This is a genomic window from Nocardioides hungaricus (assembly GCF_054782915.1).
In genome coordinates this window covers 175,567-189,425 of record NZ_BAAGRO010000020.1, presented here as the reverse complement: position 1 = coordinate 189,425, position 13,859 = coordinate 175,567, and the positions used below count along the sequence as shown (strand labels likewise).

Genomic DNA, 13,859 nt, shown 5'->3' with positions numbered 1-13,859 from the left:
TGCTTTACGGCAGGCGGCGCACGGTCGCGAGGATCCGCTCGACGGTCTCGCGGTCGTCGGCGTTGACCCAGACCATCCGCTCGGCGTCGTACCAGTAGCCCAGCCAGCTGCCCGACTCGTACATCTCGACGTCGCCGGCCTGGTAGCGCCAGACCTGGCCGCTCGGGTAGGCGAGACGGGCCGCCGAGGCATCGTTGCCGAGGGTGATGCCGTAGGAGTAGTTGGGCCTGACGCAGCGGATGTCGTGGCGGGGCTGGCCCGGTCGCTCGACCCGGGCGTCCAGGGCCGAGCCGCCGTTGGCGCACCAGGCGGCGCGCGAGCCGTCCCGCCAGTCCGCCGGCACGTACGCCTCGAGGTCGCGCCAAGTGACCCGCTGCCAGCCGGCCGGGACTCCGGGCACCTCCGGCGACGGGTCGGTGGTCGCGGGGACCACCTGAGGCGGCTCGCGATCGGGCTCGATGCGAGGCAGCATCGCTCCGGCCGGGATCCCCACGACCACGACGGCGACCCCGGCCACGCCGATGCCCCGCAGCCGGCGCCGGCGCCACCGCCGGCGGGCCCGGTCGGCCAGACCGGTCGCGTCCACACCGGGGGGCGCGGCGACCAGTGCGTCGCTCACCCGTCGTTCGAAGTCAGTCAGCATCTCGGTCCTCCTCGAGCTCGGCCCGCAGCGCGGCGAGGCCGCGGGACACGCGCGAGCGCACCGACCCCTCGCGGACGCCGGTGAGCGCCGCGATCTCGGCGTACTCCAGCTGTTCGTAGTAGCGCAGCACCACGGCGGTCCGCTGCGCCTCGGGGAGCGCGCGGCAGGCCCGCCAGATGCGCTCCCGCTCGTCGGCGGCGATCCCGCCGCCCGGACCGGCGACCTCCCCGGCGACGACCGGGTCGGCCACCGGCTGCTCGCGGCGGCGGAAGCGCCGCCACCAAGAGGTGTGCGCGTTGACGACCATCCGGCGCACGTAGGCGTCCGGGTCCTCGACCGCCGCGATCCGCGACCAGCGCGGCAGCGCGCGGGACAGCGCGTCCTGCACGACGTCCTCGGCGTCGGCGCGGTTGCCGGTGAGCAGGTGCGCGAGCCGCAGCAGGCCCGGCCCGCGCGCGGCGACCCACTCGTCGAAGTCCAGCGGTGCGGGCTCGACCATGGGCCTCCTCTCGCTCGGCTGGGCGACCACCTCCATGCCCTGTCAACGCCGCTCGGCCCGATCCTGTTGCGAGCATCCCTAGAATCCCCTGCATGACACGGGGCGCGGAGGAGGCGGTGACGCCTGTCGCCCACGATCTGCGGCCCGTCCCCCTCCCGCGCACCCGCCGCAAGGTGCGCGCGATCGCGATGGCGGCGTACACCGTCGCGCTGGTCGTGTGGTCCGACGTCCTCGGCGTCCCGAACGACACCGTCCAGGTGTTCCTGTGGCTGTGGCTCGGCACCATCGCGTGGAACGTCGAGGCGCAGCCGCGCTACCACCTGAACTTCCTCCGGGACTGGTGGCTGCCGGTCGTCGGGCTGATCGTCTACTTCTTCAGCCGCGGCCTCACCGACGAGCTCGGGCTGCCGGTGCACGTCTACATGCCGATCCGCTTCGACGAGTGGCTCGGCCTCGGGCAGACGCCCACCGAGCGGCTCCAGGAGGCCTGGTGCGGCTCGCCGTGCCTGAAGGAGAGCGAGCCGCGCTGGTACGACGTGCTGTTCACGACCGTCTACGCGACCCACTTCGTCACCGGCCTGACCATCGCGGCGGTGCTGTGGGTGCGCAAGCGGGCCGAGTGGATCCGCTGGATGCGGCGCTACCTGGCGATCAACTTCGGCGCGCTCGCGGTCTACATCCTCTACCCGATGGCGCCGCCGTGGATGGCCTCGGAGGAGGGGTGGCTGGACGGCGACGTGGCCCGGCTGACCAGCCGCGGCTGGCGCGACCTCGGCCTGGACCGGATCGACCTGATCCTCCAGGGCGTCGGCAACCCGGTCGCGGCGATGCCGTCGCTGCACGCCGGGATCACCTTCCTGATCGCCGGCTACGCGATCCAGCGGCTGCGGTCGTCCTGGCGCTGGCTGCTCCTGCTCTATCCGCTGCTGATGTCCACCGCGCTCGTCTACTACGGCGAGCACTACGTCATCGACATCATCGCCGGCGCGGTGCTGGCCGCCGCCGTACTCGCCGGCTGCCAGATGTGGGAGAGCAGCCGCGACCGGGCTGCACCCCGGTCCGCTCCACCCGGAGGCTGACCCCGGCCGGGGGTGTGGGTCGATACCCACCAGCGCCCACCATGCGCATGGTAGGCAGGCGCTTAGTCCGTCAGAAGGAGGCGCACGTGCAGGGACTGTCCGGCAAGGGCGTCGTCGTCACCGGCGCCGGCCGCGGCATCGGCCGCGCGCTCGCGTCGCGGGCGGCGGCCGACGGTGCGCGGGTCGTGGTCAACGACCTGGACGCCGACAGCGCGGAGGCCGTGGCCGGGGAGATCGGCGGCACCGCGATCTCCGGCGACGTCACCGCGCCGGAGTCGCTCATCGAGGCCGCGGCCGAGACGCTCGGCCGGGTCGACGTGTTCTTCGCGAACGCCGGCATCGACGGCGCCGGCGGACCGGACAGCCTGCAGACCCCCGACGACGTCTGGGACCGGATCGTCGGCGTCAACGTGATGGCCCACGTCCGAGCCGCCCGCGCACTCGTGCCGCGGTGGCTGGCGGACGGCGGCGGCGGCCGGTTCGTCGTCACCGCGTCCGCGGCCGGCCTGCTGACGATGATCGGCAGCGCGCCGTACTCCGTGACGAAGCACGCCGCCGTCGGCTTCGCCGAGTGGCTCTCGGTGACCTACGGCGCGCGCGGCATCGACGTCCACGCGATCTGCCCGCAGGGCGTGCGGACGCGGATGCTCGAGGACGCCGGGCCCCTGCAGGCACTGCTCTCCCGCGACTCCGCGCTCGAGCCGGAGCAGGTCGCGGACGCGGCGTTCGCGGCGATCGAGGAGGGCCGCTTCCTGGTCCTCCCCCACCCCGAGGTCGCGGGCTACTACGCCGCCCGGGCGAGCGACACCGAGACGTGGCTGGCCGGCATGCGCCGGCTCCAGCGGAAGGTCGACGAGGCAGGAGGACTCGCATGAGCGACACCCCGGGGCTCGACCTGGCCGCGTTCCGCCGCTGGTACGACGGCGAGCGGCCCGGCGAGATCGCCGGCGAGCTGTCCGCGCAGGTGATCGCGGGCGGCCGGTCCAACCTCACCTACCAGGTCACCGACGGAGACTCGTGGTGGATCGTGCGGCGCCCGCCGCTCGGCCATGTGCAGGCGACCGCGCACGACATGGGCCGGGAGTACACCGCGATGTCGGCGCTCGCCCCGACCGACGTGCCGGTGCCGCAGACCTACGCGCACTGCGCCGACCCCGACGTGATCGGGGCGCCGTTCTACGTGATGGAGCGCGTGCTCGGCACGGCGTACCGCTCCTCGGGCCAGCTCGCGGCGCTCGGCGAGGAGCGCACCGCGGCGATCGCGCGCGAGATGGTCGAGGTGCTCGCGCGGCTGCACTGTGTCGACCCGGCGGCGGTCGGGCTCGCGGAGCTCGGCCGCCCGGCCGGCTTCCTGGAGCGGCAGGTACGCCGCTGGGGCCGGCAGCTCGAGGGCTCGAAGACCGCCGACCGGCCGGCCGCCGACGAGCTGCACCGGCGGCTGACCGCGCGGGTGCCGGCCGACGACGATGCCTGGACCGGGATCGTGCACGGCGACTACCGCCTCGACAACCTGCTCACGGGCGACGACGACCACGTCCGGGCGGTCGTGGACTGGGAGATGGCCACGCTGGGCGACGTACGCACCGACCTGGCGCTGCTGCTGGTCTACGACCAGCTCTCGTCGCTGGCACCGGGCGGGCTCGTGTCCGACGTCGCGCAGGCGCCGGGCTACCCGTCGGTCGAGGAGCACCTGGCGACGTACGCCGCCGCGCGCGGTCGCGACCTCGGGGACCTCAGCTCCGGGATGGGGTTCCACCTCGGGCTCGCCTACTTCAAGCTCGCGGTGATCCTCGAGGGGATCCACTACCGCTTCCTGCAGGGCGCCACGGTCGGCGAGGGCTTCGACCGGATCGGCGCCGGCTTCGACCCACTGATCGCCGCAGGGCTCGAGGCCCTCGGGAAGGAATGACATGGACTTCGCCCACGACGCCCGCACCCAGCAGCGGATCGACACCCTCGAGAGCTTCCTGGCGGAGCGGATCGTGCCGTCCGAGCCGCTCTTCCACGAGCAGTTGGCCCAGCAGGGTGACCGCTGGGAGTGGTCGACCGTGCCGGCGCTCAGGCAGCTCCAGCTGGAGGCCCGCGACCTCGGGCTCTGGAACGCCTTCCTGCCCCGGGAGCACGCCGACTCCCCCGGCCTGTCCAACCTCGAGTACGCGCCGCTCGCCGAGATCACCGGCCGCTCGATGCACCTCGCGCCGCCGGCGCTGAACTGCGCGGCGCCCGACACCGGCAACATGGAGGTGCTCTCGCTGTTCGGCACGCCCGAGCAGAGGGAGCGCTGGCTGAGGCCGCTGCTCGCCGGCGAGATCCGCTCGGCGTTCGCGATGACCGAGCCGGACGTCGCGTCGTCGGACGCCACCAACATCGCGACGCGGATCGAGCGCGACGGCGACGAGTACGTCCTCAACGGCCGCAAGTGGTGGATCACCGGTGCGATGAACCCGAACTGCGAGATCCTCATCGTGATGGGCAAGACCGACCCCGACGCCGCGCGGCACCGGCAGCAGTCGATGATCCTGGTGCCGCGCGACACACCCGGCCTGACCGTCGTACGCGGCATGGAGGTCTTCGGGTACGACGACCACGAGCACGGCGGCCACGCCGAGCTGACCTTCGAGGACGTGCGCGTGCCCGCCGCGAACCTGATCGGCGAGGAGGGCGCGGGATTCGCGATCGCCCAGGCCCGCCTGGGTCCTGGGCGCATCCACCACTGCATGCGCTCGATCGGCGTCGCCGAGGCGGCGATCGACCTGATGTGCCGGCGCGCGTCCGGCCGGGTCGCTTTCGGGCGCCCGATCGCCGCGCAGGGCGTCGTCCGCGACTGGATCGCCGAGTCCCGCGTCCGCATCGAGCAGCTGCGGCTGCTGGTGCTCAAGACCGCGTGGCTGATGGACACCGTCGGCAACCGCGGCGCGCACACCGAGATCCAGGCGATCAAGATCGCCACCCCGCAGACCGTGCAGTGGATCCTGGACAAGGCGATCCAGGTGCATGGCGCCGGCGGGCTCTCCCAGGACTTCCCCCTCGCGGCGGCGTACGCCGGCATCCGCACCCTGCGCTTCGCCGACGGCCCCGACGAGGTGCACAAGAACTCCCTGGCCAAGGCCGAGCTCGCCTCGGGCCAAGACCGTCGAGACACCTGAATTGGCCCCGAAATCGTCGATCTGAGGGCCATTTCAGGTGTCTCGACGACAGATCAGCCGCCCCGGCGGGTCTCGAGCACCCGGAAGCCCTTGGCGCTGGCGAGTCGCTCGGTCGGCCAGCCCTGCTCGGTGAGCCAGCGCTGGAGCGAGTCGGCGCCGAGGTTCTTGCCGACCACCATGACCGCACGGCCGCCGGGGGCGAGGTGGGGCAGCCAGCGCAGCAGGAGCTCGTGCAGGGCCGCCTTGCCGATCCGGATCGGCGGGTTCGACCAGATCTCGTCGAACTCCGCGTCCGCCGGTACGCCGCCCGGCGTGGTCGCCCTGAACCGGTCGGTCACACCCAGCGCGGCGGCGTTCTCGTCGGCGAGCAGTACGGCGCGCTCGTTCACGTCGACGCCGGTGACCGTCGCCCCGGGCACGGCCGCGGCGACGGCGAGCCCGATCACGCCGTACCCGCAGCCGAGGTCGAGGATCCGCCCCGGCGCGGGCGGATCGGTCTCGCGGAGCAGCACCGCCGTCGCGTGGTCGAGGTGGCCGCGGCTGAAGACGCCGGCGCCGCTCACGAGGGACAGCGAGCGGCCCCAGACCTCGCAGGCGAAGGGCTCGCGCCTGAACGGCACCGACGGGTCGGCCGAGAAGTAGTGGTCCTCAGCCATCGGCCACCCGCCTCGCCCTGGTCTGCGCAGCCCGCGCCGCGAGCTCGTCGTCGGGCGGGTAGGCGACCTCCTCGAGCGTGAGCCCGTGCGCGTGCACGACCGCGACCGCCGGGTCGCGTACCGCGGCCGCGAGGATCTCGCCGGCCCAGTCGACCGGCCTGCGGCCCTCGCCGATCGCGATCAGGCAGCCGACCAGCGAGCGCACCATGCTGTGGCAGAACGCGTCGGCTCGGACCGTCCCCACCAGCACGCCGGACCCCTCGCGCGACCAGGACAGCTCCTCCAGCGTGCGGATCGTGGTCGCGCCCGCGCGCTGCCTGCAGAACGACGCGAAGTCGTGCCGGCCCACCAGCAGCAGCGAGGCCGCGTTCATCGCGGCCTCGTCCAGCGGCCGCGGCCAGGCGAGCACGTGCGAGCGGGTCAAAGGGTCCACGAGCGAGGGCCGGTCCGCGATCCGGTAGGCGTAGCGGCGCCACAGCGCACCGAACCGGGCGTCGAACGCCGCCGGCACCGCGGTCGCCCGGTGGATCCGCGCGTCGGGAGCCAGTACGCCGTTGGCGCGGCGCGCCAGCAGCTCCGGCTCGGGCGGGTCCTCGACGTCGAGGTGCACGACCTGGCCCCGGGCGTGCACGCCCGCGTCGGTGCGACCGGCGCACACGACGTCGACCGACGGCACCCGGAGCACGGTCGCCAGCGCGAGTGTCAGCTCGCCCTGCACGGTCCGCAACCCCGGCTGGGCGGCCCAGCCGTGGAAGCCGCTGCCGTCGTAGGCGAGGTCGAGCCGGATCCGCACGAGGAGCGAGCCTAGTGGAGCGCCCGGCCTAGGCTGAGGTCGTGAGCACCCCCGCCATCGTGCTGATCGGGGCGGAGCACCCCGACGAGCTGCGCGACGCGTTCGCCCGCTACGAGCGCGAGTACGACGTGCGCCTCGCGCGCTCCTGCCAGGAGGCCCTCGCGGCGACCCACGACGTCATCGCCGGCGGCGGCACTGTCGCGATGTACGTCTCCGAGTCGGTCGTCCCCGACGCCGACACCGTCCTCCATGCCTTCCACAAGCTGCGCGAGAAGGTCCCCACCGCGCGCCGGGTGATCGCCGCGCACTGGGACCGCTTCCTCGCCGACGCCCCCGGGCTCCGCTCCGGCATGGCGACCGGCAAGTACGACGCGTTCCTGCTGATGCCGCGCGGGGTGCGCGACGAGGAGTTCCACAACGCGATCACCGACCTGCTCTCCGACTGGGGCTCGACCGTCCCCGACCCCGAGGTCGTCTCGGTCAAGATCGTCTCGCCGGTGCGCGACGGGCTCACGCTTGCGATCCGCGACTTCCTCGACCGGATGGGCATGCCGAGCCGCGTCTACGCGCCCGACTCCGACGGCGGCCGGTACGTCCTGGACCGGTGGGACGGCGAGTCGGCGTACCCCCTCGTCTACGCGCTCGACCGTCCGGTCGTGCACGCCCGGTCGGTGCGCGACGTGGCGATCGCGCTCTACGGCGCCCCGACAGAACTCGACCTCGACCACGTCGTCGACCTGGCCGTCGTGGGCGGCGGCCCGGCCGGCCTCGCGGCGGCGGTGTACGCCGCCTCGGAGGGCCTCTCCACCGTGATCCTCGAGGCCGAGGCGATCGGCGGCCAGGCCGGCACCAGCTCGATGATCCGCAACTACCTCGGCTTCCCGCGCGGCGTCTCCGGCATGCGGCTGGCCCAGCGCGCCCGCAACCAGGCGCTGCGCTTCGGGGCCAGGTTCTACACCGGCCAGGTCGTCGACGACCTCCGGCCCGGGTACGACGGTGCGCCCCATGTCCTTTGCACCGACTCCGGCGAGGTGCGGGCGCGCTCGGTCGTCATCGCGAGCGGCGTCGCCTACCGCAAGCTCCGCGTCGACCCGGTCGAGGAGCTGGTCGGCAGCGGCGTCTTCTACGGCGCCGCGATGACCGCCGCCCGCGAGATGGAGGGCCAGGACGTGTACGTGGTCGGCGGCGGCAACTCGGCCGGCCAGGCCGCCATGCACCTCGCGCGGTTCGCCCGCTCGGTCACCATCCTGGTGCGCCGGCCGGCGCTCGAGGAGACCATGTCGGCCTACCTCGTCGGCGAGATCGCGTACAACAGCCGGATCTCGGTGCGCACCTGCTGCACGGTCGTCGACGGCGGCGGCGACGGCCGCCTGGAGTGGCTGTCGCTGGAGGACGTGCGCACCGGCGCGCGCGACCGCGTGCCGGCGTACGGTCTCTTCCTGCTGCTCGGCGCCGAGCCGCGCTGCGACTGGATCCCGCCGGGCATCGCCCGCGACCCGCGCGGGTTCGTGCTCACCGGCCGCGACGTCCCGCGCGAGCACTGGGTCGACGGGCTGCCGCCGGCCGAGCTCGCCACCACGGTCCCCGGCATCTTCTGCGCCGGCGACGTCCGCGCGGGCTCGATGAAGCGGGTCGCCTCGGCGAGCGGCGAGGGCGCGTCCGTCGTACCCCTCGTGCACGCCTGGCTGGCGCCGGAGCCGGCCTGACCTACAGCTCGCTGCAGTACGGCGGGTCCGCGCCCGGCCGCGAGACCGTGACGGCCGCAGCGCGGGCCGCGTGGGCGAGAACCTCCTCGATCTCGCCGGTGGTGAGCCCGTCGAGGGGACGGCCCCAGATCGCGTCGATGAGGGCGGCGCCGAAGGTGTCGCCGGCGCCGATGGTGTCGGCGACCTCGACCGGCAGGGAGGCGACCGCGACCGTACGGTCCGCGCCTACCCAGGTGGCGCCGGCACCGCCCCGGGTCACCACGACCGCCGACGGGCCGAGCCCGAGCAGGCGGCGCGCGGCGGACTCGGTGTCGCGGGCCGGGTAGAGCGCGGCCAGGTCCTCGTCGGACGCCTTCACGAGGTCGGCCACGGCGGCCATCCGCTCCACCCGCTCGACCAGGTCGGGACCGGTGCCGGTGATCGCCGGCCGGGCGTTGACGTCGTAGCTGAGCGTCGCCGTCCCGCGGAGCCCGGCGAGCAGCTCCAGCACCTGGCCGGCGCCGGGCTCGAGCACCGCGCCGATCGAGCACACGTGCACCGCCACCGGCGCCCCCGGCGACACCTCGGCGATCCGCCAGTCGAGGTCGAACTCGTAGGACGCCGCCCCGTCCGCGCCGATGGTCGCCGCCGCCGTCGCGGTCCGCTCGAGCACCAGCGGGTCGCTCGCCAGCTCGACCCCGGCCCGCGCCAGGTGGTCGGCCAGCACCCGGCCGCGCGCGTCGTCGCCCCACGCCGTCGCGAACCGCACCGGCCGGCCGAGCCGGCTCAGCGCCACCGCGACGTTGGCGGCGCTGCCGCCGGCGTACTCCGTGGTCGTGCCGTCGGCCGCATGCACGACGTCGACCAGCGACTCCCCCACCACGAGCACGCTGTCCATGAGGACTCCCTACCATGCCCGCATGGAGGTCTTCCCCCTCGACGCCGGGTCGGACGTCGCACCGTACGAGCAGCTGCGCGTCCAGATCGCCTCGCGCGCGGCGTCCGGCGAGCTCCCGGCCGGCACGAGGCTGCCCACCGTCCGCGCCCTCGCCGCGGAGCTCCACCTCGCGGTCAACACCGTCGCCAAGGCCTACCGCGCCCTCGAGACCGACGGCGTCATCGCCACCGAGGGCCGCCGCGGCACCTTCGTCGCCTCGGCCACCGACACCACCGAGGCCCGCGATGCCGCCACGGCGTACGCCGCCCTCGCCCGTCGCCGGGGCCTCACCCTCCCCGAGGCGCTCCACCTCGTCGACCGCGCCTGGTGACCGCACGTTGAGTTGGGCAGAAGTCACCGTTGAGTTGGGCAGGAGTCACCGTTGAGTCGAGACTTCTGCCCAAGTCACCCGCAAACGAGGCCCAACTCAACGCGGGAATGAGACCGGCCCGCCAGAGCAGCGCTCTGACGGGCCGGCGGTGAGTACGGCGAGCGGGCTCAGGCCTTCTCGTCCTCCTCGGTGCTCTCCTCAGGCTCGGCCTCCGCAACCTCCTCGGCAGCGGCCTCCTCTGCCACGGTGTCCTCGACGAGGGCGTCCTCGGCGACGGTGGACGCCGTGGTCTCGTCGGCGGACTCCTCGACCGGAGCCTCCTCGACCGGAGCCGGGGCGGCGGCCGGGGCAGCCTTCGCGGCCTTCGGGGCCGACGGCTGGTAGGCCTCGGTCACGAGCTCGATGACCGCCATGGGGGCGTTGTCGCCCTTGCGGGGGCCGATCTTGGTGATCCGGGTGTAGCCACCCGGACGCTCGGCGAAGGTCGGCGCGATCTCCGTGAACAGCGTGTGCACGACCGACTTGTCGCGGATGGTCTTGAGGACCTCGCGCCGGTTGTGCAGGCTGTTCTCGCCGAGGTGCGCCTTCTTGGCCTTGGTGATCAGCTTCTCGGCGTGCGGCCGCAGCGCGCGCGCCTTCGCCTCGGTCGTCGTGATCCGGCCGTGCTCGAACAGCTGGGTGGCCAGGTTCGACAGGATCAGGCGCTGGTGGGACGGGCTGCCGCCGAGGCGGGGACCCTTGGTGGGCTTGGGCATTGCTTGTCTCTTTTCTCTCCGGCCGTGTCAGGTACCGGAGTAGATGTCTGTAGTTCCAGATGACTCAGTACTGCTCGTCCTCGACGAACGCGTCGTCGTCGTCATCGCCGTACGCCGCGAGCGCGGCGTGCGGGTCGAAGCCGGGCGCGCTGTCCTTGAGGGACAGGCCCATCTCGACCAGCTTGGCCTTGACCTCGTCGATCGACTTGGCGCCGAAGTTGCGGATGTCGAGCAGGTCCTGCTCCGAGCGGCTGATCAGCTCACCCACGGTGTGGATGCCCTCGCGCTTGAGGCAGTTGTAGGAGCGGACGGTGAGCTGCAGGTCCTCGACCGGGAGGGCGAGGTCCGCCGCGAGCTGCTCGTCGACGGGCGAGGGGCCGATGTCGATGCCCTCGGCCTCGACGTTGAGCTCACGGGCCAGGCCGAACAGCTCGACCAGGGTCTTGCCGGCCGAGGCGATCGCGTCGCGGGGACGGATCGACGGCTTGGTCTCGACGTCGATGACGAGCTTGTCGAAGTCGGTGCGCTGCTCGACGCGGGTGGCCTCGACCTTGTAGGTCACCTTGAGGACCGGACTGTAGATCGAGTCGACCGGGATCCGGCCGATCTCGTTGTCCTGGCCCTTGTTGAGCACCGACGAGACGTAGCCGCGGCCGCGCTCGACGACGAGCTCCATCTCCAGCTTGCCCTTGTCGGACAGGGTGGCGATCTTCAGGTCGGGGTTGTGCACCTCGACGCCGGCCGGCGGCGCGATGTCCGCGGCGGTGACGTCACCGGCGCCCGACTTGCGCAGGTACATGGTGACCGGCTCGTCGTGCTCCGAGGAGACGACCAGGCCCTTGAGGTTGAGGATGACCTCGGTGACGTCCTCCTTGACGCCCTCGAGGGTCGAGAACTCGTGCAGGACGTTGTCGACCTTGATGCTGGTGATGGAGGCACCGGGGATCGAGCTGAGCAGCGTACGACGGAGCGAGTTGCCCAGGGTGTAGCCGAAGCCGGGCTCCAGGGGCTCGATCACGAACCGCGAGCGGAACTCGTCGACGGTCTCTTCCGACAGGGTGGGGCGCTGTGCGATGAGCACTTGTTCTTTCCTTTCCGGGCCCACCCGCTATTTGACGGGCCCGAATGTGCTGGCGACGGAAGGTGGGTGGTGGCGCCCCGCCCGCAGGCGAGGCACCCGGGTCACTTCTTCGAGTAGTACTCGACGATGAGCTGCTCCTGGACCGGCAGGTCGATCTGCGCGCGGACCGGGAGCTGGTGCACGAGGATGCGCATCCGCGACGGGATCGCCTCGAGCCAGGCCGGGACGACACGCTCGCCGTGGGTCTCGCGAGCCACGATGAACGGCGTCATCTCGAGCGACTTCTCGCGCACGTCGATCACGTCGTGGGCGGCGACCTGGTACGACGGGATGTCGACCTTCTTGCCGTTCACCTTGAAGTGACCATGCCCGACGAGCTGGCGGGCGTGGCGGCGGGTCCGGGCGAAGCCGGCGCGGTACACCACGTTGTCGAGGCGGCACTCCAGCAGCTGGAGCAGGTTGTCGCCGGTCTTGCCGGAGCGACGCGAGGCCTCGGTGTAGTAGTTGTGGAACTGCTTCTCGAGCACGCCGTAGGTGAAGCGGGCCTTCTGCTTCTCCCGAAGCTGGAGGAGGTACTCGCTCTCCTTGATCCGGCCGCGGCCGTGCTGGCCGGGCGGGTACGGGCGACGCTCGAACGCAGCGTCGCCGCCGACGAGGTCGACGCCGAGACGGCGCGACTTCTTGGTCATGGGGCCGGTGTAGCGGGCCATCTTTACTCCAAGTCTCCTGTTCTCGGGTGCGCGTCAGACGCGGCGGCGCTTGGGCGGGCGGCAGCCGTTGTGGGGCGTGGGCGTGACGTCTTGGATGGTGCCGACCTCGAGGCCGATCGCACCCAGGGACCGGATCGCCGTCTCGCGGCCCGAGCCCGGGCCCTTGACGAAGACGTCGATCTTCTTCATGCCGTGCTCCATCGCCCGGCGACCGGCGGCCTCGGCGGCCATCTGCGCGGCGAACGGGGTGGACTTGCGGGAGCCCTTGAAGCCGACCGTGCCGGCGGACGCCCACGAGATCACCGCACCGGTCGGGTCGGTGATCGTGACGATGGTGTTGTTGAACGTGCTCTTGATGTGGGCCTCGCCCATCGCGACGTTCTTCTTCTCCTTGCGACGCACCTTCTTGGCGCCGGCCGCGGTGCGGCTCTTGGGAGGCATGCAGTAACTCCTGGAGGTAGCTGGTCTGTGGTGGTCGGTGAGACGCCGGAGGCGTCAGATCACTTGGCCTTCTTCTTGCCGGCAACCGTGCGCTTCGGGCCCTTGCGGGTCCGGGCGTTGGTCTTGGTGCGCTGACCGCGGACCGGGAGGCCCTGGCGGTGACGGCGACCCTGGTAGCTGCCGATCTCGATCTTGCGGCGGATGTCGGCCTGGACCTCGCGACGGAGGTCGCCCTCGATCTTGAAGTTGGCTTCGATCTCATCGCGGAGCTTGACCAGCTCTTCGTCACCCAGCTGGTGCACGCGGAGGTCCGGGTTGACCCCGGTCGCGGCGAGGAGCTGCTGGGCGCGGGTACGGCCGATGCCGTAGATGTAGGTGAGAGCGACCTCGATGCGCTTGTCGCGCGGGAGGTCGACACCAACGAGGCGTGCCATGTTGGCCCTTTCAGAAGGACAGAGTCCTTACGGTTGTCCGCAGCGGTTTCGGTCGTGTCGCGTCCCGGCCTCGCCCCAGAATTCACTGGGGTCCCGGGCTCCGGCCGTCTGCTCCGGAGGTGTTTCGCGCCGCCGTACGACGGGCTGAGCGATCACGTTGTGGTTGTTCAGTTGTGCGGTGCTACTGCTCAACCCTGACGCTGCTTGTGGCGCGGGTTCTCGCAGATCACCATGACGCGGCCGTGGCGACGGATCACCTTGCACTTGTCACAGATCGGCTTGACGCTCGGCTTGACCTTCACTGTCGAGCCCTTTCCGGTTCGGCTGCGGTTACTTGTAGCGGTAGACGATCCGACCCCGGGTGAGGTCGTACGGCGAGAGCTCCACCACCACGCGGTCCTCCGGGAGGATCCGGATGTAGTGCTGCCGCATCTTGCCGCTGATGTGGGCGAGAACCTTGTGCCCGTTGCTCAGCTCCACGCGGAACATCGCATTCGGGAGGGCCTCCACGACGGTGCCCTCGATCTCGATCACGCCTTCTTTCTTCGGCATGTCCTCCACAATCTGTCGATCGGTTGTCTACCGTGGCCCGGGAACCTCCGCCCCTCCCGGTGATGCGGAGTGGGCGGTGGACCTCGTGCAGCCGCTCGTGGACCTCATCCCGGGCAC

18 protein-coding genes are annotated in these 13,859 nt (G+C 72.0%); 6 read left to right on the top strand and 12 right to left on the bottom strand.

Features of this window, described 5'->3' with window-relative positions; translation table 11 throughout:
- Window positions 1-4: 4 nt before the first annotated feature.
- The gene (locus tag ACYVKX_RS10040) at window positions 5-643 is read right to left on the bottom strand and encodes a hypothetical protein (protein WP_460831495.1); all 639 of its coding nucleotides are present in this window, start codon (window positions 641-643) and stop codon (window positions 5-7) included.
- Window positions 633-1,142, bottom strand: coding sequence for a SigE family RNA polymerase sigma factor (locus tag ACYVKX_RS10035; protein WP_460831493.1), 510 nt, complete (start codon window positions 1,140-1,142; stop codon window positions 633-635). The genes ACYVKX_RS10040 and ACYVKX_RS10035 overlap by 11 nt, the downstream gene beginning before the upstream one ends.
- Window positions 1,143-1,234: 92 nt before the next feature.
- Here ACYVKX_RS10035 and ACYVKX_RS10030 point away from each other — a divergent pair, with 92 nt between their 5' ends.
- From ACYVKX_RS10030 to ACYVKX_RS10015, 4 genes are all read left to right on the top strand, one after another.
- Window positions 1,235-2,221, top strand: coding sequence for a phosphatase PAP2 family protein (locus ACYVKX_RS10030; protein WP_460831490.1), 987 nt, complete (start codon window positions 1,235-1,237; stop codon window positions 2,219-2,221).
- 86 nt (window positions 2,222-2,307) lie between these two features.
- Entirely contained in the window at window positions 2,308-3,096 is a 789-nt protein-coding gene (locus ACYVKX_RS10025; protein ID WP_460831486.1) for an SDR family oxidoreductase, read from the top strand.
- Window positions 3,093-4,130: a phosphotransferase family protein gene (locus ACYVKX_RS10020; protein WP_460831484.1), complete on the top strand. Its 1,038-nt coding sequence runs from the start codon at window positions 3,093-3,095 to the stop codon at window positions 4,128-4,130. Before ACYVKX_RS10025 ends, ACYVKX_RS10020 begins: the two co-directional genes overlap by 4 nt.
- A 1-nt stretch (window position 4,131) precedes the next feature.
- Entirely contained in the window at window positions 4,132-5,367 is a 1,236-nt protein-coding gene (locus ACYVKX_RS10015; RefSeq protein ID WP_460831481.1) for an acyl-CoA dehydrogenase family protein, read from the top strand.
- Window positions 5,368-5,420: 53 nt separating this feature from the next.
- Here the strand turns inward: ACYVKX_RS10015 and ACYVKX_RS10010 are convergent, their stop codons facing one another.
- Window positions 5,421-6,023: a class I SAM-dependent methyltransferase gene (locus ACYVKX_RS10010; protein ID WP_460831477.1), complete on the bottom strand. Its 603-nt coding sequence runs from the start codon at window positions 6,021-6,023 to the stop codon at window positions 5,421-5,423.
- Window positions 6,016-6,816, bottom strand: coding sequence for a tRNA pseudouridine(38-40) synthase TruA (gene truA / locus ACYVKX_RS10005; RefSeq protein WP_460831475.1), 801 nt, complete (start codon window positions 6,814-6,816; stop codon window positions 6,016-6,018). The genes ACYVKX_RS10010 and truA overlap by 8 nt, the downstream gene beginning before the upstream one ends.
- A gap of 41 nt (window positions 6,817-6,857) precedes the next feature.
- Here truA and ACYVKX_RS10000 point away from each other — a divergent pair, with 41 nt between their 5' ends.
- The gene (locus ACYVKX_RS10000; protein ID WP_460831473.1) at window positions 6,858-8,522 is read left to right on the top strand and encodes an NAD(P)/FAD-dependent oxidoreductase; all 1,665 of its coding nucleotides are present in this window, start codon (window positions 6,858-6,860) and stop codon (window positions 8,520-8,522) included.
- Between the two features lies 1 nt (window position 8,523).
- Here ACYVKX_RS10000 and ACYVKX_RS09995 read toward each other — a convergent pair whose 3' ends face one another.
- Window positions 8,524-9,399, bottom strand: a complete 876-nt coding sequence (locus ACYVKX_RS09995; RefSeq protein ID WP_460831470.1) for a PfkB family carbohydrate kinase — start codon at window positions 9,397-9,399, stop codon at window positions 8,524-8,526.
- A gap of 22 nt (window positions 9,400-9,421) precedes the next feature.
- Here ACYVKX_RS09995 and ACYVKX_RS09990 point away from each other — a divergent pair, with 22 nt between their 5' ends.
- Window positions 9,422-9,769 carry a GntR family transcriptional regulator gene (locus tag ACYVKX_RS09990; protein ID WP_460831468.1) on the top strand — a complete coding sequence of 116 codons (348 nt, stop codon included), beginning with the start codon at window positions 9,422-9,424 and terminating at the stop codon, window positions 9,767-9,769.
- Between the two features lie 167 nt (window positions 9,770-9,936).
- Here the strand turns inward: ACYVKX_RS09990 and rplQ are convergent, their stop codons facing one another.
- The 7 genes from rplQ to infA all read right to left on the bottom strand — a co-directional run bounded on the left by rplQ (window position 9,937) and on the right by infA (window position 13,742).
- Window positions 9,937-10,524 (bottom strand): 50S ribosomal protein L17, encoded by a 588-nt coding sequence (gene rplQ / locus ACYVKX_RS09985; RefSeq protein WP_460831466.1) that lies wholly within the window; start codon window positions 10,522-10,524, stop codon window positions 9,937-9,939.
- Window positions 10,525-10,588: 64 nt separating this feature from the next.
- Window positions 10,589-11,605, bottom strand: a complete 1,017-nt coding sequence (locus tag ACYVKX_RS09980) for a DNA-directed RNA polymerase subunit alpha (protein WP_460831464.1) — start codon at window positions 11,603-11,605, stop codon at window positions 10,589-10,591.
- 101 nt (window positions 11,606-11,706) lie between these two features.
- A complete protein-coding gene (gene rpsD, locus ACYVKX_RS09975; protein WP_460831461.1) occupies window positions 11,707-12,315 on the bottom strand; it encodes a 30S ribosomal protein S4 in 609 nt (202 codons plus the stop codon).
- A gap of 33 nt (window positions 12,316-12,348) precedes the next feature.
- Window positions 12,349-12,756 (bottom strand): 30S ribosomal protein S11, encoded by a 408-nt coding sequence (gene rpsK / locus ACYVKX_RS09970; RefSeq protein WP_011757306.1) that lies wholly within the window; start codon window positions 12,754-12,756, stop codon window positions 12,349-12,351.
- 59 nt (window positions 12,757-12,815) lie between these two features.
- Window positions 12,816-13,190 carry a 30S ribosomal protein S13 gene (rpsM, locus tag ACYVKX_RS09965; RefSeq protein ID WP_157341721.1) on the bottom strand — a complete coding sequence of 125 codons (375 nt, stop codon included), beginning with the start codon at window positions 13,188-13,190 and terminating at the stop codon, window positions 12,816-12,818.
- Window positions 13,191-13,378: 188 nt separating this feature from the next.
- A complete protein-coding gene (gene rpmJ / locus ACYVKX_RS09960) occupies window positions 13,379-13,492 on the bottom strand; it encodes a 50S ribosomal protein L36 (protein WP_011757308.1) in 114 nt (37 codons plus the stop codon).
- A gap of 28 nt (window positions 13,493-13,520) precedes the next feature.
- Window positions 13,521-13,742 (bottom strand): translation initiation factor IF-1, encoded by a 222-nt coding sequence (infA, locus tag ACYVKX_RS09955; protein WP_011757309.1) that lies wholly within the window; start codon window positions 13,740-13,742, stop codon window positions 13,521-13,523.
- Window positions 13,743-13,859: the final 117 nt, after the last annotated feature.